The organism is Dietzia sp. B32, assembly GCF_024732245.1.
Taxonomy (GTDB): domain Bacteria; phylum Actinomycetota; class Actinomycetes; order Mycobacteriales; family Mycobacteriaceae; genus Dietzia.
In genome coordinates this window covers 2,422,431-2,443,853 of the sequence record NZ_CP093845.1, presented here as the reverse complement: position 1 = coordinate 2,443,853, position 21,423 = coordinate 2,422,431, and the positions used below count along the sequence as shown (strand labels likewise).

The following is a 21,423-nucleotide window of genomic DNA, read 5'->3' as shown; positions in this document are numbered from 1 at the left end:
TCAGCGCTCCCCGTGTCCGACGAGCGCGTCCTGCTTCGAGCCGCTCCCGGTGGGGCCGTCCGCCGCCGTGATGACCATCCCCCGGTAGCCGTCGCGGGCGACCTCGTCGAGGATCTGCCCGTAGGCGGCGAACCCGCCGATGTACGGCATGAACACCCGGGGCTTGCCGGGGATGTTGGCCCCCATGTACCAGGAGTTCGCGCTGGGGAACAGGGTCCCGGCCGCCTTGGCCGAGCACTCGGCGACCCACTCGTCCACGGCCTCGGGGGTGGGTTCGATCGCCACCCCGCCACGGCCCCGGAGGTGGTCCAGGCACGCCGCGATCCAGTCCATCTGCTGCTCGGCGCCCAGGACCATGTTGGCCAGGACGCTCGGGCTGCCCGGGCCGACCATCATGAACATGTTCGGGAACCCGTCGACCATCAGGCCGAGGTGGGTCCTGGGCCCGGCGGCCCACGCCTCGCGGAGCTCGCGGCCGTCGCGTCCCCGGATGTCGATGCGCGACAGCGCGCCGGTCATGGCGTCGAAGCCCGTGGCGAAGACGATCATGTCGAGCTCGCGCTCGCCGTCGGTCGTGCGGATCCCGGTCTCGGTGATCTCCTCGATCGGGGTGCGCCGCAGGTTGACCAGGCTGACGTTGTCCCGGTTGAACGTGGTGAAGTACCCGCTGTCGGTGACGATGCGCTTGGTCCCGATCGGGTGGTCCGTGGGGATGAGCTGGTCGGCGAGGTCCGGATCCTCGACCATCTGCCGGATCCTGGCCTCGACGTACTCGCGCGCGGCGTCGTTGGCGGCCATGTTGACCGTCTGGTCCGGGAAGGCCTTGGCGAAGAGGTATCCCCCGCGGTGCCACCACTCGTCGAAGATGCGCTGGCGCTCGTCGTCGTCGACCTCCATCGCACCCTTGGGGTACGGCGTGAACGGGGTCCCGCCCCCGCTGAGCCGCGCCTTGCGGCGCCGCTCCGGGTAGGTCGCTTTGACCTCGGCGATCTGCTCCGGGGTCAGCGGACGGTTGCCGGCCGGGATCGAGTAGTTGGGGCTGCGCTGGTAGACCACCACGTGGGCGGCGGTCTCGGCGATCACGGGGATGGACTGGATGCCCGACGAGCCGGTGCCGATCACCGCGACGCGCTTGCCCGTGAAGTCGACGGGCTCGTGCGGCCACTCGCCGGTGTGGTAGCTCTCGCCGGTGAAGGCGTCCCGGCCGGGGATCTCTGGACGGTTGGTGGCGGAGAGTACGCCGGTGGCCATGATGCAGAACCGTGCGGTCACCGTCCTGCCGGTATCCGTCCGGACGGTCCACGTGGCCGCGGCCTCGTCGTACTCGGCCGCGATGACCCGGGTGAGGAAGTCGAAGGACCGGGCCAGGTCGTGCCGCTCGGCGACGTGCTCCAGGTAGGCCAGCAGCTCCGGCTGGGTGGCGAAGCGCTCGGACCAGGTCCACTCCTGCTGGAGGTCCTCGTCGAAGGAGTACGAGTAGTCGATGCTCTCGACATCGCAGCGGGCCCCCGGGTACCGGTTGTGATACCAGGTGCCGCCCACGCCGGCGGCGGACTCGATGCCGAGTACGAACATCCCGCGCTTGCGGAGGGTGTGGACGGCGTACAGGCCGGAGATCCCGGCGCCGACGACGACCGCGTCGTATTCCTGTGTCGCGGGAGTCATGAGGCGTCGCCCTGCTTCTCCATCTCTTCCTTCATCGCCTTGGCCCACGCCCACTCGTGGCCCCAGTAGCTGTCGGCCGAGATCTCCTCGGTGGTGTAGAACGACTCATCGACCGGATGGCCGTCGGTGCCGTACTCGATGTCCCAGCCGCCGGGCACCTGGACGTAGAAGGAGACCATCTTGTCGTTGGTGTGACGGCCAAGAGTCGACGAGACGGGGAACTTGCGCGACTCGACCGAGTCCAGGGCCCGGCCGACGGCGTCGAGGGAGTCGACCTCGACCATCACGTGGATGAGTCCGGGGTCCATCCCCTGCAGCGCCGGCATGATGGCCAGGCTGTGGTGCCGCTGGTTGATGCCGAGGAAGCGGATCCGGACCGGGCCGGCCTCCGGCGGGGCCGGCATCCGGAACGCGCCGCGCGGCAGGAAGCCGAGGACGTCGGTGTAGAACGCGTACGACTCGTCGAAGTTCATCGTGGGCATCACGACGTGGCCCATTCCCTGGTCGCCGGTGACGAAGCGCTGGCCGTACTTCGTGATCACCGGGCTGTGGTCGAGGACCGGGCCGAAGAATATCTCCAGCGGGGTGCCACCCGGGTCCTTGAGCATGAGGGCGGCTTCGACGCGGCGTGCTTCGCAGAGCTCGAAGGGCATCGCGGTGTACTCGTGGCCCACCTCGTCGAGCGTGGCGGCCACCCGGGCCAGCGCGGCGGCGTCGCGGACCTCCCACCCGATGGCGGTGACCCGGTTGACGTCCGCGCGCTCGACGGTGAGGCGGGCGAGGCGCTCGTCCATCCGGAAGTGGAGGGCGTCCTCCTCAACGCCGGTGCCGGGGGCGAAACCGAGTACGTCGAACCCGAGCTCACGCCACCGGTCCATATCGGTCGCCTTGACCCGGACGTACCCGAGCCCTCTGATCTCGGTGTTCCCGAAGCCGGCGCGCCGGTCAGCGTTCTCATTCATGTCGTGTTCCTTGTCGTCCGAGTGGGTGTCGCGAGGGATGGGGCGCAGAGATTGGGGGCGGCGGCTGGTCAGATCATCACGTGGAGCGGGCCCGGCGGAACGTCGATACCCAGCGAGGACAGTGCGGCCGCGTGATACGGGGTGCTGGTGACGTGGATCGCGTGGTGGAGTCCGCAGTGAGCGTCTCGCCAGAACCGCTGAAGCGGGTTGTCCATGCGCAGCGCACTGCCGCCGGCGTGGTCGAAGATCTCGTCCGCGGCGCGGACCGCGCGCCAGGCCGACCGGACCTGGTTGCGACGGGACTCGGCGCGCAGGGCGAAGTCGATCTCCTTGCCGGCATCGACGAGGTCGTAGATCCGGTCGACGTTGCTCAACAACTGCTGGCGCGCAGCGTCGATCTCCGCAGCCGCCTCGCCGATGGAATGCAGCACGTACGGATCGTCTTTGACCATCGTCCCCGCCGCGCCGACCCTCTCCCGCTGGAACGCGAGGCCGTGGGCGAGGACTCCCTCGGCGATGCCGATGGTGGCTGCGGTGATCCCCAGCGGGAACATCGTCGACCAGGGCATCTTGTAGAGGGTCTCGGTCACGCCGTATTCCTTGGCGGTCGTACCGCCGATGACCCCTCCCGCGTCCATCGTGCGGTAGGCCGGGATGAAGGCGTCCTCGACGACGATGTCCTTGCTACCGGTGCCGCGCAGTCCCACGACGTCCCAAGAATCCTCGATGATGTGGTAGTCCGAGCGGGGCATGATCACGTGAAGAGCCCTCGGCGGCATCACCATCTGACCGTGCACGTCCGCGACCATCGCGCCGAGGAAGATCCAGTCGCAATGATCGGTGCCGGACGAGAAGTGCCACCTACCGGTCATGCAGTAGCCACCCTCGACGGGCACGGCCAGGCCGCTGGGCATGTACGGCGAGGCCATCCAGGTGTTGCAGTCCTCGCCGAGAACCTCGTCCTGCACCCGGGGATCGGCGAAGGCGAGCTGCCAGGGGTGCACACCGACGATCCCGCCGATCCAGCCGGCCGAACCGTAGATGCTGGCGGTCCCCATGACGGTTTCTGCGAACTCACGGGGATGCGCCTCGTAGCCACCGTGACTCTTGCGCTGCAGCATGCGGATGATCCCCGACCCACGCAGGCCGGCGGCCATGTCGTCGGTGAGCCTGGTCTGGTTGTCGGACGCGTCGGCGTCAGCGGCGATGGTGTCCGCCATCGCGACGATACGGTCGAGCACTTCGTGGGGCATGGATAGTCCTGATCTGGTTGAAGGGAGAGGAAGGGCGGGGGCGCTTACTGAGCGGATCCCTCGACCGGGTCGAATGCGGTGCGACCGGCCGCGAGGTTGGCGTCGATCTCGGCCTGCCAGTTGGTCAGGGCCCGTTCGGTGTCGATCTCGAACTCGAAACGATCGACCATCTCGGGCTGGACGTCCTCGACGTCCACGTAGAACTGCTCGTACCAGCGACGAAGCTGGTAGACGGGACCGTCCTCCTCGGACAGCAGCGGATTGTCGATGCTGGACTTGTGCTTCCAGACCTCGACGTCCTGCTCGAAGCCGATCGCCACGCCCTGGGCGACCCCCTCGGCCATCGCCTGGGCCGCTTCATCCGGGTATCCCTCGGGCTTGGCGACGATTACGCCGTACTGGAGGCGGAACGCGGTCGGCGAGATCGGGTAGTGGCAGTTGATGAGGTAGACGTTGGGGTCGCCGTCCGGATCGACGCCGATCCAGAGCTTGTCGATCATGTAGGAGGGGCCGTAGTAGGTGGCGTCAGACCGGCTTTCCACCGAGTAGTTGGTCTCGCCCATCTCGACTGTTGCCGCATCGGGGCGAGGCCGCGAACGCATGACCTGCGTGGCGGTGTGCCCCTCGAAGACGTTCCGGAAGTACGTCGGCATCGCGTAGTGGACGTAGAAGAAGTGCGCCATGTCCACGACGTTGTCGACGATCTCGCGGCAGTGGGAACCCTCCACGTCGAGGGTGTTCCACACCCAGTCCGTCCACCCGGGATCGCCGTAGGTGGGGATCTCCGGAATCGTGAGCTCGGGCGGCGGGGTGCTCCCCTGCGGGTCGTTCCAGACGAACAGCTGGCCGTTGACCTCTAGCGTCTTCCACGCCTTGGTCTTGGCGACCGGCGGCACGCGGCGGGCGTAAGGGATTCCGACGCACTTGCCGTCTCCGCGCCACCGCCAGTCGTGGAAGGGGCAGGCGATGGCGTTTCCCTTGACCTGGCCGCGGGCGAGGTTGCCACCCATGTGCCGACAGAAGGCGTCGAGCACGCTGAGTTCGCCGCCCTCCCCCGCGAACACCACGAGTTCGGTGCCGAAGGCGGAGACCTGGTGCGGCTTCCCGTCTGCGAAGTCACGAACCAACCCGAGACAGTGCCAGCCGCGGGCGAACCGCGCCGGCGGGGTGCCGGCGTCGATCAGGCGGACGCCCTCGTCTGCCTCCCCGTCACGCTGGCCACCGGACCGTACTTGCGTTGTAGTCACAGTTCCTCCTGTTCGATGAGCCCCGCTGCCTGGTCGGTCGGAGCTCCGACGAAGTCCGTCGCGATGGGCTCAGCTTGGCAATGACGGCCGAAGATGTGAGCTACGTCTCCCGCCCAGCGGGACGGCGGAGAGGCGTCCCGCTCAGCGGGACGGCGACCACCGCTGGGCCCAATTGGTGCGACGCTCCGTCAGCGTGATACACATCACACGTAAGAAAAACCTGGCGGAGGAAGCATGACCACGATCAACCCCCCTCGGAGCACTAGGCGGCCGGCATCCGAGATGCCCCCTCAGAGCAGCGTTCGCCGTGGAGCCGTGCGCACCGCACCGACGGCGGGGACGGACGCGGAGGACGCGGCCCCCTCGTCCATGGTCGAACGCGTCTCCCTCGTCCTACGGGCCTTCAGCGACGCCGGCCCCATGACCCTGGCCCAGGTGACGGCATCCACAGGGTTGCCCAGGTCTTCGGTGCACCGCCTACTGGATCAGCTCGTCACCGCGGGCTGGCTCGCGAGGTCGACCGAGCATTCCTACGAACTGGGCGTCAGCGCGTACGAGATGGGCTATTCGGCGCTCCGGCAGAACCGGCTCCTCCGGCAGGCGGTTCCAGCCATGAACGCATTCGCCCAGCGGACGGGGTACACGATCCAACTGGGCGTGGTCGACCGCGGCGACACGATCTACTTCGCCAAGACCAACGGCCGGAAGTCCGGCCCGACCCCGACCGCCGTCGGCCAACGCGTGCCCGCCCACCTCACTGCGGTGGGGAAGATGATCATGGCGAATGCCGCCGGACTCCCGGAGATCCGTTGGCCCTCCCCGCAGGGGCCGCCGTCCCAGCGACTCACTCCGTACCAACAAGAACTCGCGGACGCCCGAAACCGCGGTTCAGCCTTCGACCACGGCGAAGCATTCCCCGGTATCGCCTGCGTCGGTGTCTCGATCGGCCCCGCCGACCACCCCTACGGCAATCTCGCTGGGCTGTCCGTGACCGCCCCCATCGGGTCATTCGACCCACGCCAGCTCGTGGCACCGCTACGAATAGTCGCCGGGGAGATCTGGGACCGGTGCGTCGCCACCGACCTCTCTCAGCACTGATCCAGCGCGAGCCGCCGTCACACGGCGGAGCCCCGGTCTGCCAGCCAGCAGCCCGGGGCTTAGCTGTCCGTGTCTACGCCAGGGATGCGCCCGCCATATCGGCGGCGGCTCGGAAGGCGATCGTCATCCCCGAGCCGAGCGGCACGCCGGGTCCCGGGTAGACCTCGCCTGACACGGATGCCGTCGAATTGCCGGCTGCGTACAAGCCGGCGATCGCGGAGCCATCTGCCCGGCGCACGGATCCGTTCTGATCGATCACCGCACCTCCTTTTGTTCCGAGGTCGCCCAGCACTATTCTCACGGCGTGCATAGAACCGGTGTCCAGCGGCCGCACACATTGCGAAGCCTCGGTTGCGCCCAGGAAGAACCGACCGTAGGGATCCTCACCCCGCCCGAAGTCCTCGTCGCGACCGGATTCCGCGAGGCTGTTAAACCTCTCCACCGTCTCTGAGAGCGCCCGGGCATCCAGGCCGGTTGCCTCGGCGAGTCCCTCGACCGAGGAGGCCGAGTGCCACAGGCCGGCCTCGCGGAACTCCTCCGCGTCCGGCTCGGGGACACAGATCGCCGGGTAGCCGCCCCCCTCTGCGTCATCGAAGATGAACCAGAAGGACTCCCCCGCGCCCGCGGCCATCCGCTCCCGCAACCGCCTCCCCATCTGGTCATAAGGGAGCAGCTCGTCAGCGAACCGACGGCCGGTCGAGTCGACGATGATTCCGGACCGGAAGCCCAGCGTGAAGACGGCGTGCCCGTTCGGGAACAAGGTGGCCGGACACCACCAGGACTGGTCGAGCAGGTCCAGATGACCGCCGACCTCCTCCACCATCCGCACGGCATCACCCGCGCCCGTGCCGGGGTGGGAGGACGTCCAGTCTGCGGTCGGCATCTGCTGGTACTCCTCACGCAGCGCCGCCGACCGCTCGAACCCACCGGCAGCCAGTAGGACCCCACGCCGGGCCCGGAGGAGCATCTCGTCGTCACCGATCCTCGCCCGCACGCCCACTACGCGCCCCTCACCGTCCTGCACCAACTGCTCCGCAGCCGCGTTCAGGTGCAGCTCGGCATTGTCCATCCCGTCGAGTCCCAGCACCAGGCGCGCCACCCAGGCCCGACCCCCCTCGAAGGACGTGGTGTCCTCCTCCACCCCGAACTGGTCGACCGGCACCGGAGGGCGGATGTCCCGCGCCCTGACCCCGACCTCGTCACCGCTGATCGGACCGGGGAAGATCGACCGGCCAGCATCCTGACGTCCGGGGGCAGCGAAGTAGTCCGGGAACGGCTGGTAGCTCATCGGGATGCCCAGTTCGTCCTGCAGGAAGTCAACGACCAGCGGCCCCGTGGTGAGGTACGCATCCTGCAGCGCGGTGTCGGTGCGGTCGCCGACCACGCTGCGGAAGTACGTCAGGCCCTGTTCGACCGAGTCCTCCAGGCCGTCGCGGGCGAGGATCTTGTTGCCCGGCAGCCACACCGAGCCACCCGAGTACGCCGACGTACCGCCGAACCGGTCGGTCTTCTCGATGAGGCAGGTACGCAGGCCCCTCGAGGCCGCGGCGATCGCGCCAAACAGCGCGGCGACCCCCGACCCCACCACCACCACGTCGTACTCGGAATCCCATGTCTCGTCCATCGTCTTCTCTCCTCACCGAGTCGTGGCCCCGGCCATGCGGCCCGGGCATCCGTCCTGCTCAGGGGGCCATCTGCGGCGGCGGGTCGCCACCACGAGTGACCTACGTCATAGCGAACGGATTCCAGGACGATACGGCCGGCGAACCCGGCCCTCCCGGCCCTGTCCCGCTGGGCGGACGGATACGCCGCAGAGACCCTGGCCGGCGCCGAGCGGCTGTAACATTGACGCCCGTGTCCTCCGTTGATCGCCACCCCGACCTGGCGGCGACCAGTTGGGCGGTCCTCGGGATGCTCGCGTTCGGCGAGGAGCTCACAGGGAACGACTTGAAGAAGTGGGCCGACTGGAGCATCGGGTTCTTCTACTGGAGCCCGTCGGTCAGTCAGGTCTACACAGAACTCAAGAAGCTGGAGAAGCTGTCTCTCGTCCGGTCTCGCCGGGTCAGTGAAGCGGGCGTGCGCGGCAGGCAAGTCTACAGCATCACCGAGACGGGGGTCGCGGCCCTGCGGAGTTGGTCTCTCGACACGCGCGTGGAGACCCCCATCCTCAAACACAGCGTCATGTTGCGGCTGTGGATGGGCCATCTACACGACCCCGAACAGCTGAAGCAGATCGTCTCCGCGCACATCGAGAACCTGCGGACGATGGCGCTGCGAGCCCGTGGCCACGCCGAGCACTCGGAGTCCGAGCCGGCCTGGGCGTTCTCCGAAATGAGTCTGCGGTGGTCGCAGCGATACTACGAAGCCGAGATCGAACTATCACTACAGCTGCTGGACGATATCGACGAAGCCGCGGAGAAGTTCCGCACCGCGGCCTCATGTGACGCGAACGGCATACCGATCCCCCGTCACCCGGGTGCATGGCGCTCAGAGGGTACCGACGGGGTGGATCCCCGGTAACCGGGTCGCTGGCGTCAGAATTCCGCCCGGACGCTGGCCGCGGTGGGCAGCGAGCTCAGCAGGTTACGACGTTGCATGACGGGTGTGACTGCGGACCCCGCCGCCAGATTCCGCCAGATCGCACCTGCGGCCAACTGAACCGGCGTGACCATTCGGGAGTCGGCGAACAGATCCCGCGTCGGTCCGCAGACGGAGATCGCCGAGGCCGCATCGACGACCGGACCGATGGGCACGGCGATACAGCCGAACCCGGGCGCCACCGCGTTCCGCTCGATCGCGAACCGACGCGTCCGGATCTGCTCATCGCCCGGCGCGTTGCGGCCGGAGAAGGCCAGAATGGCGTTCCCCAGCGCCGTCCGCGCCGCAGGCAGCCGGCCGCCGACCCTGGTCGGCACGAGCGACGAGAGCCTGCCGCCCAACTTCTCCAGTAAGACCACGTCGTCGCCGTCGAGCACCGCGAGGTGGACCACCATCCCCGTGGCACGATAGAGCTGGCGCAACGGCTCCAGTGCGGCCTCGTAGACGTCATCCTGGCGGACCGCCAACGACCCGAGCTCCACGAGCCGGAGGCCGAGACTGTATTTCCGCCCGCGGCGTCGTAGCCAGCTGAGCTGGACGAGCCGGTCGAGCATACGGTGGGCCGAGGACCGTGGCAGCCCGGTCCGTTCGACAACCTCGGCGAGGCTCAGGGCCCCGCTCCCGTCGAACGCGTCGAGTACCAGGGCGAGCCGATCCAGTACAGCGGTGGGAGCATCACCGACAGCGCTCGGCGCCTCTTGCACACTTGTCATCAGATCGACCCTCCACCACCGAATACGGCTTAACATGGCTATTTCTATTAGGAATATGGCACAGGTCCGGCCGTGAGGATGCAGATCGCCCCACAATCGCCCGGAAGGACCTGGAGCAGACGGCAGAAAACCACGTCATCCCCGGGAGACCTCCCGGGGATGACGTGGTGTGAAAGGGCCGGAGCCCGAGATCAGGCCCTCGACTCGAGCTGGTCGTCTGCTACCAGATCGCCGTACTGCTGCGAGTCGGTGGTGTCGAGGACGATGTCGAGCTGGGCGATCCTCCAACCGACCTCGGTGCGAACCACCTTTCCGCTGGCCGTGCCCGACGACAGCGCTAGAGGGCGCCCATCGACGGTCTTCGTGACGAAGATGTACGAGGCGAACTCGACGACGCCGCCCGTCGTGGCGGTGACATGCACGTTGGAGCCGTTGTGACGCAGTGGGTACGGACTGCCCCGGCGATGATCCCGCTGCCATGCCATGACCTCGTCCACACCGACGGCGTCGACACGGACGAACTCCTCGTAGTCGGTCGTGCCACTGTCTGTCCGGCACGTGAACCTCACGTCGTCCGTCACCAATCCGCGGAGCCGCTTCTCATCCCACTCGTCGTAGTGGAACCACCACGCACCCAGCAGCTCGGCGAGTTCGCCCCCCATCAACGCTTCTCCAGCGGAGCCTCGGCGGGGTAGATCTCCGGAGCCATCGCGTAGAAGTCGGTGAGCATGGCGATGAACGCGGTGTCGGTGAGCGGATCAGCTGGCTCGGCCACCGTGACGCCCTTGGACCGCATGTCCGCGATCAGCATCTCGCACACCTGCCCCTGGGTCAGATCGTCGGTGTGCTCCTGGTACCGCCGGACGTCCTCCCGGTCGTCGAAGAGGAGCGCCGTGTAGTGCAGGAGCATCCTCGTATCGGAATCCTTCAGCCGACGGATCTCGGTGTCACCGTTACGGATCGACCACTCGTCCTCCCCGACCGGGTGCAGCGTCGAGGACAGATCGATCTCGGGGTAGTCACGCTGGTCACGCGGGCCGTTCGACTCCCGCCGGTGGTACATCCGCGAGTTGTCCGTGAGGATCGCGGTGTTGTTGAACGGCGCTTCGAAGCGGGCGGGCTCGCGGTCCGGACCATCCGGCCAGTAGGTGAACCCGCCGTCGATATCGGAGTCGTAGAAGTACGTGATCACCTGCGCGGTCTTGACCTCCCACGCATCGAACAGCCCGGACTTGGCCATCACCGCGAGCAGCCAGATCGGCGAGTTGTGCAGACCGATACCCCGGAAGCTACCGGTGTCGAAGTGGCCCGCGTCGAAGCTGTGCGACGGTCCGCAGAGGTTGAACAGCAGGTCATAGGACATGCCGTATTCGGCGCCGTGCAGCGACCGGGCGGTATCGAGCAGCTTCCGTCCGAAGTAGATGTCGTTCAATTCCGGGTAGTAGACAACGCCTGCGTTGGCGAGGATGCCGCGGAACACGGGCGCGACGAAGTCCGACAGCGTGGCGTCGGGATTTCGGTTCTTGCCCCCCGACACCGCGAGATACTCCTCGGTCGACGAGAAGTGGTGCGCGAGAAGCATCCGCCACGGGGCGTGCGACCTGATCACCGATCTTATCGTCGCCACCTCGTCGGGCGAGAAGAAGTCGGGCATCAGCGTCGGTGGCGCGATCGGGGTCATCGGATGCCGTAGAAGATTGGCCGTCATGGGGAACCTCTTTCGCCTGACCAGCTTGTTCTGGATGTGACGACGCTCACGCTAACTGCGCGGTGCGGGCGTGCCAGGCCCGGTCCCACCGAGCGGGAGAGCGGTTGAGAAACCGTTCACGCTCTCCGAGGGATCGCCTGTCCCGGGTGATGGGAAGGTCCCGGCTGTAGTCACCCCGCCGGCGGTACCGTCGGCAGCCCGCGGCCCGCGTTCGTGGGCCTCGACGGTGGTGGGAGCACCGTTCGATCACGGTGAACAGGAGCAGTTGATGACGTCTATCCCCGCAGCCCCTTCGGCGGGCACCCACGCCTGGGACCCCGACATCGTCGCGATCATCGAGCGCATGGAACTCGCCGGCGCAGGTCCACTGCACCTACTGGGCGTCGAGGGCGCGAGGGCCATGCTCGAGGCGATCCGACGCCCACCCGGTCCGGATATGAGCTCGGTTCGTGACACCGGGTTCGAGGGCCCACACGGGTGGGTGGGGGTTCGCATCTACACCCCGCCCGAGGTGGCGGATGAACCGGCCGCGCCGGCACTCGTCTGGTACCACGGGGGCGGCATGGTCATGGGCACGCTCGATTCCTTCGACCGGCTGGCGCGGGACGTCGCGGCCGCGACCGGCGCGGTCCTCCTCAACATCGACTACCGTCTCGCCCCGGAGTTCCGGTACCCGGTCGGAAACGACGAGGCCTACGCGGCGCTGTGTTGGGCCCACGAATTCGCCGAGCGCCTCGGCCTCGACCCCCGTCGCATCGGGGTCGGCGGGGACAGCGCCGGCGGCGGTCTGGCCACCGCGACCTGCCTCCGCGCCCGAGACGAAGGCGGTCCCGCCATCGCACAACAAGTGCTGTTCTACCCGGGTGTCGAACGGCGCCGCGATCGTCCGTCCATGCGCGAATTCGGCGCGAGTCCATTTCTCGACGCCGCGGACATCGATTGGATGAAGGACCTCTACCTGGGTCCGGACCCCTCACACGACGACCATTACGCCAATCCCGCTCTCGCCAACTCGCTGGCCGGACTGCCGCCGGCCATCATCGCGGTCGGTCACGGCGATCCGATCCGCGACGGTGTCGAACAGTACGGCGAGCGCATGCGGGAGGACGGTGTCCCGACGGCCCTGCTGCGGTACCCCGGAATCGGACACGGGTTCGCGATGCAGGTCGCGTCGGTAGCCCGTGCGCGCACCGCGGTGGCCGAGGTGGGCGCCCTGGTCGCCGCGCGGTTCGCCGATTCTCCGTAGCGGTCAGACCGGCCCGCAGGCGTGAAAGGCCCCGCCCCGATCCCGTCCACTGACTCGGACGGGATCGGGGCGGGGGTGTTCCTTCCTCGGCTACGTGGTGTCAGTCGGCGCGCCAGAGCAGATCCGGGCGGAGGTAGTAGTTGTAACCCGGAGCGATTCCGCCGATGTTCCCGCTGTGGAACCAGTAGGTGGCGCCCGGCGTCCACGGGATGCCGGCCACGTCCTGGACGTAGTGCTTCACCGCCTCCTTCGAGTACTTCATCTGCTCCTGCGGGTCCGGGGTGGCTCGGGCCAGGTCGATGTTCCGGTCGTACTCCGGGTTCGAATAGCCTTGGAGATTCTCGTTACTGCCGGAGTGCAGGGAGTAGAGCGCCGCCGGGTCCAGCAGCAGGCCCATGCTGGCGGAAAGGGCCTCGAACTCGCCACCGAGGACACGGGTGCCGTACGTCGCCGCGTCATGGTCGACCACCTCGAGAGTGAGCCCGTCGATCTGTTCGATCTGGGCCTTGAGTAGCTGTCCCTCCTCCATCATCATTGACACGCCCGCGAGCGAGCTGTACTCCACGACGATGTCCTCGCCACCGTTCTCCGCGCGGATCTCGTCCACGATCTCCTGTGCGCGCTCCGGGTCGTACTCGGGAAGAGTGGTCTCCGGGTCGAACAGCGCACCGCCCTCCACGGCGAACGTCCCCGGCCCGGCGCCGGTGGACCACACGGCCTCGCGGATCGCCGCCCGGTTGACGGCATGGGCGATCGCCAGGCGGACCCGCTCATCGGTCGTCGGCCCCTCCGTCATGTTGAACCGGATGCCGGAGCCGGCGAGGTTGAGCATGCGGGCCTCGGAACGCCCGGCCTCCCGAAGCTCGTTGGCCGTCATCGGCACCGTGGTGGTGTTGATGTCGATGTCCCCACTGTTGAGGGCATTGGCGCGCTGCTGCTCCTGCGCGATCGTGACGATCACCAGCTTGTCCAGATAGGGCCGCGGCGCGTCCCAGTAATCGTCGTTGCGGACGAAGCTCATCTCGGTCCCCCGGGACCAGTTGTCGAGGACGAATGGGCCGGCCCCGACCGGGTTCTGGGCGAAGTCCTCGCCTTTCTCGCGGATCGCGGTCGGAGATCCGATCATGCCGAGCGAGGTGTATAGGAGGGACGGGAACTGGTAGTTGACCTCGTCCAGGGTCACCACGAGGGTGCGATCGTCGCGGACCTCCCACTCCATCGAGTCGACCGTCTCGCGAGCCGCGTTCCGGCTGACGGGGTCGGCAGCCCGCTCCCAGTTGAAGGCGACCGCCTCCGCGTCGAGCGGGGTTCCGTCAGTGAAGGTCAGTTCAGGTCGGAGGGTGATCTCCCACTGCTGACCGTCTTCCGACTCGTAACTCTCGGCTAGCCCCGGTCCGTACTCCAGCGTCCGCGGGTCGAAGGTCACCAGGCCGCCGTACACCGCGGTACAGGCCATCCAGCTCATGCCGCTTCCGCAGTTCACCGAATCCACGGAGACTGGCTCCGCCGCGTAGGCGAAGCGGACGGTTCCTCCCGCCTGCGGTTCCCCCTCGGGGGCCGGACCAGCGGTCTCGAACGCCTTCTCGAAGGAGGGTTGTCCGGAGGAGGAATCTGTCTGGGCACCACCTTGGCCGCATGCGGCGACGAAGGAGACCGCGGCACCGAGTGCCACGATCCGGGCTAACGCTGACTTGCGCATCGTGTTGGTCCTCAATTCTGGGTGTGGGAATGGGAGATCGGGGTCAGGGAGAGTGGTCGGATCCCGTCGCTGCCGGAAGCCACCGGGTGGTGACAGGCGACACGGTGCCCCGGCGCGAGCTCGCGTAGTCCGGGGACCTCCGTCCGACAACGGTCGGTCGCCAGCGGGCACCGGGGGTGATAGGTGCACCCCGGGGGCAGATCCGCAGGCGAACCCACGTCACCGAGGACCGCCACCTCGGGCATCTGCGCATCGGGGTCCGGCCTCGGGATCGCTGCCATGAGTCCCACCGTGTACGGGTGTCGCGGGGCGGTGAAGAGGGAGTCGGAACCGGCTTCCTCGCAGATCGCGCCGAGGTGCATCACCACCACGCGGTCGGAGACGTTCTTGACCACGGCGAGGTCGTGTGCGATGAACACCATCGTCAGCCCGAACTGCTCGCGCAGGTCGGCGAGGATGTTGAGCACCTGCGCCTGGACCGAGACGTCGAGAGCCGAGACCGGCTCGTCGCAGATGAGCAACTCCGGCCCGGCGGCCAGGGCTCTCGCGATGGAGATCCGCTGACACTGACCACCGGAGAACTCGCCCGGGCGGCGGTCGCGCGCGACCCCCGGGTCGATACCGACCGCGCGGAGCATCCGGTCGACGTGCTCCTCCAGCGTGTGTCCCTCCTGCGCGCCGCAGGCCTCAAGTCCGTGTATCCGCGGCCCCTCGGCGACGATGTCGCCCACGCGGCGACGTGGGTTGAGGCTGGAGATCGGGTCCTGGAAGACCATCTGGCAACGACGACGCCGAGCTCTGGCTTCGGCGTTGTTCCCCGCCCGGGTGACGTCATCGCCGAACACCTCGACCGAGCCGGCCGTGGCCGTGACCAGTCCGGCGATCGTTTTGGCGATGGTGGACTTGCCGCAACCGGACTCTCCCACGACGCCGACCGTGGTACCCGAGGGCACTTCGAGATCGACCCCGTTCACGGCATGGATGACCCGACCCCGGCCGTCGTTGAACTGAACCGTCAGATCTCGGATGCGCAGCGGCGGTGCTCCGGTCATCGTTCTTCTCCTGTCAGCGGGAAGTGGCAGGCCACCGAGTGCACGTCCTCGCCGGCGACGGGGAGGTGACCCGCGGGGTGGGCGGACGGCATGCGCTCGGCGTCGTTGCCGTCGTCGACCCGAACCGGGGTCAAGGGCAGCAGCGACGGCACCTCGGAGCGGCACCGGTCCGTCGCGCGCTGACAGCGCGGAGCGAACGCGCATCCGGAAGGTTCTCCCACCACGCGCGGCGGCAACCCGCCGATGGCCTTCAACCTCGTACCACTGGGCGAGTCCAACTGCGGGATCGATTCCAGGAGCGCAGAGGTGTACGGGTGGGCGAGATTGTGGAACAAGTCGCGCGTGGGCGCTGTCTCGACTATCCGGCCCGCGTACATCACGGCGATCCGGTCGGCCCGTCCCGCGACCACACCGAGGTCGTGGGTCACGAGGACCATCGCCGTCCCGAGTCGAGACTGGAGATCACCGAGCAGGTCGAGGATCTGCCGCTGAACTGTCACGTCGAGCGCGGTGGTGGGCTCGTCGGCGAACAGCAGTGTGGGGTCGCACGCGATCGACAGGGCGATCATCACCCGCTGACGCATACCTCCCGACATCTGGTGGGGGTACGCGCGCATCCGCTGTTCCGGATCCGCGATACCCACTCGGCGCAACAACTCGACGGCACGAATGCGCGCCTCCCGGCGGCCGAGCGGTAGATGCCGGCGCAGTGTCTCGACCAGTTGGGCGCCGACCGTCATCACCGGGGTGAGCGAGGTCATCGGGTCCTGGAAGATCAGGGCCATCTCGTTACCCCACAGGTCCGACAGGCCTTTCGGCGGATCGGGGTACAACCGGCGGCCGTCGAATTCGATGACCGAGTTCTCGCCGTAGCGTGCGCTCTTCGGAAGTAACCCCATCGCCGCTCGCGAGAGCACGGACTTTCCTGACCCGGACTCACCCACGATTCCGAGGGTGGTCCCGGCCCGGAGGTCGAGATCGACCCCGTCCACCGCTCGCAACGGGCCGGACGCGGTGTCGAAGGTGATCCGGAGGTCTCGGATCCGCAGTACCGTCGCGGCCTCGGCGGCCGGTTCCGCTTGCGGGGTGGCCGCCCGGGTGTTGATCGTCAGGTCGGTCGTCATCTACCTGTCCCCCTTGCCGAAACGTGCCGAGAGTTCGTCGCCGAGGGTGTTGAGCGAATAGACGGTGAGGAAGAACGCGATCCCGGGCACGGCGACGATGAAGGGCGCTCGGGCCAGGTCGTTCTGACCCTGCGCGATCATTCCGCCCCAGCTCGGTGCTGGCGGCGGGACACCGAGCCCCAGGAAGCTGAGCGAACCCTCGGCGACCACCAGGGTCGCGGCGATCACCAGTGCGAACGACAGGGCGGGACGCACGATGTTCGGCAGCAGTTCGCGAGTGACGATCCGCAGGGTGGACGCACCGAGGGTGTGCGCGGCCTGGACGTACTCCCGGCTCGCGTGGGCGATCGTGGCCGCCCGCGCCACGCGGACGAAACTCGGTACTCCGACGATGGCCAACCCGATCACCAGCATCCGGACGCTGGGATCGAGAGCCGCGGCCAAGGCGATGAGCAGGATGAGTGGCGGGAACGCCAGAACCGTCGAGGTGAGGATCTCGGTGGCGAAGTCGGCCCCGCCCCTGAGGTATCCGGCGAAAAGCCCGATAGCGGTCCCCACCACTGCAGCGACGGCCGTCGCGCCGAACGCCACGGACAGCGAGAGCCTGGCGCCGTGGACCACCCGTGACAGCAGGTCCCGTCCGAGTGCGTCGGTACCGAGGATCGCGCCCGCCGAACCGGGCTCGGCACGGTACGCCGTACCCACCGCCCCGGGATCGGACAGCGGCAACACGTCGGCGAGGACGGCCGCTGAGATGATGATCGCGAGCCAGGCGATGGCCAGAACGGTGACGATCGACGGGCGACGTCGCTTAGGTGTGGCAGCGGCGCTTTTCGTGGTCTGATCGGCCACCGCTGCTACTGGCGTGGTTTCGGTGATGGTCATGAGCGCACCCTCGGATCGAGAAGCGGATAAGCCAGGTCGACAAGGGTGTTGATGAGCACATAGCCCACCGCCACCAGGAGCACTGCGCCCTGGACGACGAAGATGTCGCGCCCGTTGATCGCGGCGATCAGGGTCTGCCCCATTCCGGGCAGCCCGAAGAGTTGCTCCACGATCACCGTGCCGCCGATCAGTTGGCCGAGAGACAGCCCCAGTACCGTGAGGAGCGCGAACGCGGACGGTCGTAGCGCGTGTCGGACGAGGATCGCGGGGGTCCGGATGCCCCGCGCGCGGGCCGCGAGGATGAAGTCCTCACCGATCGTCGCGGCGATGTCGCCGCGGAGGATTCGGATGAACAGCACGGACTGACTCGCCGCGAGCGTCATCACCGGAAGGACCAGGCGGGAGAGGTGTTCTGGAATGCCGTCGGACATTGGCACCCACCCGCTCACCGGGAAGGCCTGCAGGGTGACGCCGAAGATGAACACCAGCACCAGGCCCAGCAGGAAGTTCGGGATCGCCATCGTCACGGACACCAGCGCCCCGCTCACCCGGTCGACGATCCCGCCCGAGCGATAACCCGCCCATACCGCGATCGGGACCGAGATCACCAAGGCCAGCAACGTCGAGAGGACGGCCAGTTCGATGGTGACCGGCAAGCGGGTCATGAGCTCGTCCCAGACGGGGACCCGGCTCGCGATCGAGCGGCCGAGGTCGCCGGTCACAGCTGAGCTCAGCCAGTCGAGGTAGCGGGTCACGAGGGGGCCGTCGAGTCCGTACGCAGCTGCTACCGCCGCACGTTCCACTTCTGTAGCCCCTTGCGGGAGGATCGTGTCGATGGCCTCACCCTCGGCGACCTCGACCAGCCCGAATGACACGATCGACACGAGTATCAGTGTCGACAGCAGCACGACCAACCGTCGTGCCGGCACAGTCAGACGCCCAAGCATGTGCACCCCCTACCCGAATACGGATGGCTCTCCGAGGACTTTCTTCTCAGCGAGCATTCCGTCCGGATGTAATGGAGATCACAGCACGTCCCAGTGAGCGGGAACTTAGGGCGCCCGGTCACCGAGGTCGATGGACGTGAGCTGGCATCTGGTCGCCGGACACGTCGTCCATGCGGCTGGAAGCTGTCACCGCCCGCAGGTTCGGGCCCGAATTGACCGGGGCGCAGTGCACCCGGCGCAGCCAGCCGCGAGGTGTTGGCATGCGCCGGAGCTACATCTCAGGCACTCAGTCCCACTTGCCCCGCGTGTACTGCGGCGGGTACGGCGTCTGCCGCCAGTCCAGGCCGAGTTCGGCAGCCGCGCGCTGTGGCCAGGCGGGCTCGCGCAGCGCGGCGCGCCCGAGGAACACCACGTCAGCGCGCTCGTCGACCAGCAGCTGTTCGGCGTACTCCGGGTCACTGATGAGCCCCACCGCTCCGGCCAGCACCGCGCCGGACGCGCGCACCTCCTCGGTCAGCGGCACCTGGTAGCCCTGCTCCAGTTCGACCGGCGGCCGGTCGGGGGTGTTGGCGGCCGAGGAGACGTCCACCAGGTCGACCCCGTGCTCGGCGAGCCGGCCCGCCAACCAGCGCGAATCCTCCGGGGTCCAGCCGCCGGGCACCCAATCCGTCGCCGAGATCCGGACGAACAGTGGCTTACCCTCCGGCCACACCTGCCGCACCGCGTCGCAGATCTCCAGCAGCAGCCGGGCCCGGTTGTCGCGCGAACCGCCGTAGGAGTCGTCCCGCTCGTTGGACAGCGGCGAGAGGAACTCGTGGATGAGGTACCCGTGGGCGGCGTGTATCTCCACGACGTCGAACCCGGCGTGGTCGGCTCGGCGGGCGGCGTCGGCGAACGCGGTCACCACCGCGCGGATCCCGTCGGCGTCCAGCGCCTCCGGTCTCGCCATGTCGCCGAACCCGATCGCCGAGGGCGCGACCGTCGTCCACGCACCCTCCTCGGGCGGAAGTGAGCCGACCGGGTATCCGGGCCACGCCCGGTACGCCGACGCCTTGCGTCCGGCGTGCGCCAGCTGGATGCCGATCGCCGCCCCCTGGGAGTGCACGAAGTCCACGATGGGCGCCCACGCGTCGCGCTGCGTGTCGTTCCACAGCCCGGCGTCCTCGGGACTGATCCGCCCCTCCGGCACCACCGCCGAGGCCTCCGCGAGGATCAGGCCGAACCCGCCCTGCGCCCGCGCGCCCAGGTGCACGAGATGCCACGGCGTGGGCACCCCGTCACGGTCCTCACACGAGTACTGACACATCGGCGAGAGCCACGCCCGGTTCCGGATCTCGAGGCCGCGGATACGGATCGGTTCGAAGAGCATCGCCATGTCCGCGATTAAACCCGCACCCCGTGACGCCCCGCCTCGCCGCACCCCCGGAGCCCGCCGCACCCGGCCGACTACCGTGAACGGCATGACTGACGCGCCGACCGGACAGGGCTCACCACCCGAGCCGCAGCTCACCCACCTCGACGCCGAGGGCCGCGTGCGCATGGTCGACGTCGGCGACAAGGCCGTCACCACCCGGACCGCCACGGCCGGGGGGGTCTTCCGCACCCGCCCCGACGTCGTGACCATGGTCGCAGGAGACTCGCTGGGCAAGGCCGACGTCCTGGCCACCGCCCGCCTGGCCGGGATCGGCGCGGCCAAGAAGACCTCCGAGCTCATCCCGCTGTGCCACCAGATCCCGCTGAACTCGGTCAAGGTGAGCTTCGACCTCGACGACGAGGCCGGCGAGATCCACGTGCAGGCCACCGCCAAGACGACGGGCAGGACGGGTGTCGAGATGGAAGCCCTGACCGCCGTCTCGGTGGCCGGACTGACGCTGCACGACATGGTCAAGGCCGTCGACCCGCTCGCCACCATGGACGGGGTCCGCCTCGCCGCCAAGACGGGCGGCAAACGCGGTGACTGGACGCGAGAATCCGAGGAGGCGACCGGGAACGACGACGACGAGGTGGCGCGCGCGAACACCGGGCCCGCCGCGCTCGATTCCGGCCGAAGTGGTGTCGTCGTCGTCTCGTCCACCGCCGCCGCGCACGGCCACCGCGAGGACACCACCGGCCCCGCCATCGAGGGATGGCTCCTCGAGCGCGGGTTCTCCCCGGTCGAGGTGCACGTGGTGGCCGACGCCGACATCGCGACGGCCGTCACCGAGCAGGTGCGGCGGTCCCCCGCCGTGCTGCTCACCACCGGCGGCACGGGTGTCGCCCCCGACGACCGCACGCCCGAGGCCACCGCGCCCCACCTGGACCTGGAGTTGCCGGGGGTCGCTGAGGCAATGCGCGCCCGCGGGTTGGCGGCCACACCCACGGCCGCCATGAGCCGCGGTCTCGCGGGCTTCGCCGGACGTACCCTGGTGGCGAACCTGCCGGGCTCGACGGGCGGGGTCCGCGACGGACTGGCGGTTCTCGACGAGCTGCTCGAGCACCTGCTCGAGGTCCACGCCCACGGAGGAGGACACCGATGAGCGACTCCGGTCCACTCGTGGACATCACCGACCGGGTGATCGACCCGCGCGAGGTCGAGAAGAGCGTGTGGACCAGCGCCGACGGCGCGATGGTGACGTTCTCCGGTGTGGTGCGCGATCACGACGGCGGCCGGGGCGGCGTGCTGGACATCGAGTACTCCGCCCACCCCACCGCCCGCGACACCCTCGCCCGGCTCTGCGACGAGGTCGCGGCGGAGCACTCGGCGCGCGTCTCCGCCGTCCACCGCGTGGGCGTGCTGCCGGTGGGCGAGGTCGCGGTGGTGGTGGTCGCTGTGGCTCCGCATCGGGCCGAGGCGTTCGCGGCGTGTTCGGAGCTCATCGAGCGGCTCAAGCACGGGGTGCCCATCTGGAAGCGGCAGCGCTTCACCGACGGCGTCTCCGAATGGGTGGGTGTCGGCGACTGCTGACCCGGGCGGCCGCGGCCCGTCCCATTGCGCCGTCACGGCTCTGACGACGTCCCAGGACCAGCCTCCGGGTCGTTTTCCGCTGTCCCGCAGCGACTCTCACTCCACCCTTCGCACGACCCGCGGGCCGCGGCGCAGGGGAGGACGCCACCTTGGCGTCCGGGTGCCGCCACAGCCCCGGACCAGGCGGCGGGATAGTGGGTCAGGTCCCGGAATCTGTCCCTCTGACCCTGCGGTTGTAACAGGGCAGAAAAAGTCTCGGTCGACCAGTAAAAGCCCAGTAAA

At 68.4% G+C, this 21,423-nt stretch carries 19 protein-coding genes; 5 read left to right on the top strand and 14 right to left on the bottom strand.

Annotation, left to right across the window (positions count from 1 at the left end; translation table 11 throughout):
* The 4 genes from L8M95_RS11650 to L8M95_RS11635 form a co-directional block, all read right to left on the bottom strand.
* Nucleotides 1-1,665 (bottom strand): NAD(P)/FAD-dependent oxidoreductase, encoded by a 1,665-nt coding sequence (locus tag L8M95_RS11650; RefSeq protein ID WP_260486301.1) that lies wholly within the window; start codon nucleotides 1,663-1,665, stop codon nucleotides 1-3.
* Nucleotides 1,662-2,627, bottom strand: a complete 966-nt coding sequence (locus L8M95_RS11645) for a VOC family protein (RefSeq protein WP_260486300.1) — start codon at nucleotides 2,625-2,627, stop codon at nucleotides 1,662-1,664. Before L8M95_RS11645 ends, L8M95_RS11650 begins: the two co-directional genes overlap by 4 nt.
* A 68-nt stretch (nucleotides 2,628-2,695) precedes the next feature.
* Nucleotides 2,696-3,880, bottom strand: a complete 1,185-nt coding sequence (locus L8M95_RS11640) for an acyl-CoA dehydrogenase family protein (protein WP_260486299.1) — start codon at nucleotides 3,878-3,880, stop codon at nucleotides 2,696-2,698.
* 44 nt (nucleotides 3,881-3,924) lie between these two features.
* Nucleotides 3,925-5,127: an aromatic ring-hydroxylating dioxygenase subunit alpha gene (locus L8M95_RS11635; protein WP_260486298.1), complete on the bottom strand. Its 1,203-nt coding sequence runs from the start codon at nucleotides 5,125-5,127 to the stop codon at nucleotides 3,925-3,927.
* Nucleotides 5,128-5,496: 369 nt separating this feature from the next.
* Here L8M95_RS11635 and L8M95_RS11630 point away from each other — a divergent pair, with 369 nt between their 5' ends.
* The gene (locus L8M95_RS11630) at nucleotides 5,497-6,225 is read left to right on the top strand and encodes an IclR family transcriptional regulator (protein WP_260489239.1); all 729 of its coding nucleotides are present in this window, start codon (nucleotides 5,497-5,499) and stop codon (nucleotides 6,223-6,225) included.
* Nucleotides 6,226-6,298: 73 nt separating this feature from the next.
* Here L8M95_RS11630 and L8M95_RS11625 read toward each other — a convergent pair whose 3' ends face one another.
* Nucleotides 6,299-7,849: an FAD-dependent oxidoreductase gene (locus L8M95_RS11625; protein WP_260486297.1), complete on the bottom strand. Its 1,551-nt coding sequence runs from the start codon at nucleotides 7,847-7,849 to the stop codon at nucleotides 6,299-6,301.
* Nucleotides 7,850-8,136: 287 nt separating this feature from the next.
* Between L8M95_RS11625 and L8M95_RS11620 the strand changes: the two genes are divergently transcribed.
* Complete coding sequence (locus L8M95_RS11620; protein WP_260489238.1) at nucleotides 8,137-8,745, top strand: PadR family transcriptional regulator; 609 nt, start codon at nucleotides 8,137-8,139, stop codon at nucleotides 8,743-8,745.
* A gap of 14 nt (nucleotides 8,746-8,759) precedes the next feature.
* On the opposite strand, the gene L8M95_RS11615 is transcribed toward L8M95_RS11620, so the two are convergent.
* From L8M95_RS11615 to L8M95_RS11605, 3 genes are all read right to left on the bottom strand, one after another.
* Nucleotides 8,760-9,536: an IclR family transcriptional regulator gene (locus tag L8M95_RS11615; RefSeq protein WP_260486296.1), complete on the bottom strand. Its 777-nt coding sequence runs from the start codon at nucleotides 9,534-9,536 to the stop codon at nucleotides 8,760-8,762.
* 191 nt (nucleotides 9,537-9,727) lie between these two features.
* The gene (locus L8M95_RS11610) at nucleotides 9,728-10,198 is read right to left on the bottom strand and encodes a nuclear transport factor 2 family protein (protein WP_260486295.1); all 471 of its coding nucleotides are present in this window, start codon (nucleotides 10,196-10,198) and stop codon (nucleotides 9,728-9,730) included.
* Nucleotides 10,198-11,244 carry a hypothetical protein gene (locus L8M95_RS11605; protein WP_260486294.1) on the bottom strand — a complete coding sequence of 349 codons (1,047 nt, stop codon included), beginning with the start codon at nucleotides 11,242-11,244 and terminating at the stop codon, nucleotides 10,198-10,200. The genes L8M95_RS11610 and L8M95_RS11605 overlap by 1 nt, the downstream gene beginning before the upstream one ends.
* A gap of 268 nt (nucleotides 11,245-11,512) precedes the next feature.
* On the opposite strand from L8M95_RS11605, the gene L8M95_RS11600 reads away from it, so the two are divergent.
* Complete coding sequence (locus tag L8M95_RS11600; protein WP_260486293.1) at nucleotides 11,513-12,490, top strand: alpha/beta hydrolase; 978 nt, start codon at nucleotides 11,513-11,515, stop codon at nucleotides 12,488-12,490.
* A 100-nt stretch (nucleotides 12,491-12,590) separates the two neighbouring features.
* Here L8M95_RS11600 and L8M95_RS11595 read toward each other — a convergent pair whose 3' ends face one another.
* From L8M95_RS11595 to L8M95_RS11570, 6 genes are all read right to left on the bottom strand, one after another.
* Complete coding sequence (locus L8M95_RS11595; RefSeq protein WP_260486292.1) at nucleotides 12,591-14,189, bottom strand: ABC transporter substrate-binding protein; 1,599 nt, start codon at nucleotides 14,187-14,189, stop codon at nucleotides 12,591-12,593.
* Nucleotides 14,190-14,200: 11 nt separating this feature from the next.
* On the bottom strand, nucleotides 14,201-15,241 hold the full coding sequence (locus L8M95_RS11590; RefSeq protein WP_260486291.1) for an ABC transporter ATP-binding protein: 1,041 nt from the start codon (nucleotides 15,239-15,241) through the stop codon (nucleotides 14,201-14,203).
* On the bottom strand, nucleotides 15,238-16,365 hold the full coding sequence (locus L8M95_RS11585) for an ABC transporter ATP-binding protein (protein WP_260486290.1): 1,128 nt from the start codon (nucleotides 16,363-16,365) through the stop codon (nucleotides 15,238-15,240). The genes L8M95_RS11590 and L8M95_RS11585 overlap by 4 nt, the downstream gene beginning before the upstream one ends.
* The gene (locus L8M95_RS11580) at nucleotides 16,366-17,250 is read right to left on the bottom strand and encodes an ABC transporter permease (RefSeq protein WP_260486289.1); all 885 of its coding nucleotides are present in this window, start codon (nucleotides 17,248-17,250) and stop codon (nucleotides 16,366-16,368) included.
* Nucleotides 17,247-18,197, bottom strand: a complete 951-nt coding sequence (locus L8M95_RS11575) for an ABC transporter permease (RefSeq protein WP_260486288.1) — start codon at nucleotides 18,195-18,197, stop codon at nucleotides 17,247-17,249. The genes L8M95_RS11580 and L8M95_RS11575 overlap by 4 nt, the downstream gene beginning before the upstream one ends.
* Nucleotides 18,198-18,483: 286 nt before the next feature.
* Nucleotides 18,484-19,572, bottom strand: a complete 1,089-nt coding sequence (locus L8M95_RS11570; protein WP_260486287.1) for an NADH:flavin oxidoreductase/NADH oxidase — start codon at nucleotides 19,570-19,572, stop codon at nucleotides 18,484-18,486.
* Between the two features lie 85 nt (nucleotides 19,573-19,657).
* Here L8M95_RS11570 and moaCB point away from each other — a divergent pair, with 85 nt between their 5' ends.
* The gene (moaCB, locus tag L8M95_RS11565; protein WP_260486286.1) at nucleotides 19,658-20,713 is read left to right on the top strand and encodes a bifunctional molybdenum cofactor biosynthesis protein MoaC/MoaB; all 1,056 of its coding nucleotides are present in this window, start codon (nucleotides 19,658-19,660) and stop codon (nucleotides 20,711-20,713) included.
* Nucleotides 20,710-21,141, top strand: coding sequence for a molybdenum cofactor biosynthesis protein MoaE (locus tag L8M95_RS11560; protein WP_260486285.1), 432 nt, complete (start codon nucleotides 20,710-20,712; stop codon nucleotides 21,139-21,141). Before moaCB ends, L8M95_RS11560 begins: the two co-directional genes overlap by 4 nt.
* Nucleotides 21,142-21,423 lie beyond the last annotated feature (282 nt).

Excerpts from the sequence above, each read along its gene's own strand:
- L8M95_RS11640 (WP_260486299.1), bottom strand. The coding sequence starts at position 3,880 with ATGCCCCACGAAGTGCTCGACCGTATCGTCGCGATGGCGGACACCATC.
- L8M95_RS11580 (WP_260486289.1), bottom strand. The coding sequence starts at position 17,250 with ATGACCATCACCGAAACCACGCCAGTAGCAGCGGTGGCCGATCAGACC.
- moaCB (WP_260486286.1), top strand. The coding sequence starts at position 19,658 with ATGACTGACGCGCCGACCGGACAGGGCTCACCACCCGAGCCGCAGCTC.
- L8M95_RS11590 (WP_260486291.1), bottom strand. The coding sequence starts at position 15,241 with ATGACCGGAGCACCGCCGCTGCGCATCCGAGATCTGACGGTTCAGTTC.
- L8M95_RS11600 (WP_260486293.1), top strand. The coding sequence starts at position 11,513 with ATGACGTCTATCCCCGCAGCCCCTTCGGCGGGCACCCACGCCTGGGAC.
- L8M95_RS11570 (WP_260486287.1), bottom strand. The coding sequence starts at position 19,572 with ATGGCGATGCTCTTCGAACCGATCCGTATCCGCGGCCTCGAGATCCGG.
- L8M95_RS11650 (WP_260486301.1), bottom strand. The coding sequence starts at position 1,665 with ATGACTCCCGCGACACAGGAATACGACGCGGTCGTCGTCGGCGCCGGG.
- L8M95_RS11560 (WP_260486285.1), top strand. The coding sequence starts at position 20,710 with ATGAGCGACTCCGGTCCACTCGTGGACATCACCGACCGGGTGATCGAC.
- L8M95_RS11575 (WP_260486288.1), bottom strand. The coding sequence starts at position 18,197 with ATGCTTGGGCGTCTGACTGTGCCGGCACGACGGTTGGTCGTGCTGCTG.
- L8M95_RS11615 (WP_260486296.1), bottom strand. The coding sequence starts at position 9,536 with ATGACAAGTGTGCAAGAGGCGCCGAGCGCTGTCGGTGATGCTCCCACC.
- L8M95_RS11625 (WP_260486297.1), bottom strand. The coding sequence starts at position 7,849 with ATGGACGAGACATGGGATTCCGAGTACGACGTGGTGGTGGTGGGGTCG.
- L8M95_RS11595 (WP_260486292.1), bottom strand. The coding sequence starts at position 14,189 with ATGCGCAAGTCAGCGTTAGCCCGGATCGTGGCACTCGGTGCCGCGGTC.
- L8M95_RS11585 (WP_260486290.1), bottom strand. The coding sequence starts at position 16,365 with ATGACGACCGACCTGACGATCAACACCCGGGCGGCCACCCCGCAAGCG.
- L8M95_RS11610 (WP_260486295.1), bottom strand. The coding sequence starts at position 10,198 with ATGGGGGGCGAACTCGCCGAGCTGCTGGGTGCGTGGTGGTTCCACTAC.
- L8M95_RS11645 (WP_260486300.1), bottom strand. The coding sequence starts at position 2,627 with ATGAATGAGAACGCTGACCGGCGCGCCGGCTTCGGGAACACCGAGATC.
- L8M95_RS11605 (WP_260486294.1), bottom strand. The coding sequence starts at position 11,244 with ATGACGGCCAATCTTCTACGGCATCCGATGACCCCGATCGCGCCACCG.
- L8M95_RS11620 (WP_260489238.1), top strand. The coding sequence starts at position 8,137 with ATGCTCGCGTTCGGCGAGGAGCTCACAGGGAACGACTTGAAGAAGTGG.
- L8M95_RS11630 (WP_260489239.1), top strand. The coding sequence starts at position 5,497 with ATGGTCGAACGCGTCTCCCTCGTCCTACGGGCCTTCAGCGACGCCGGC.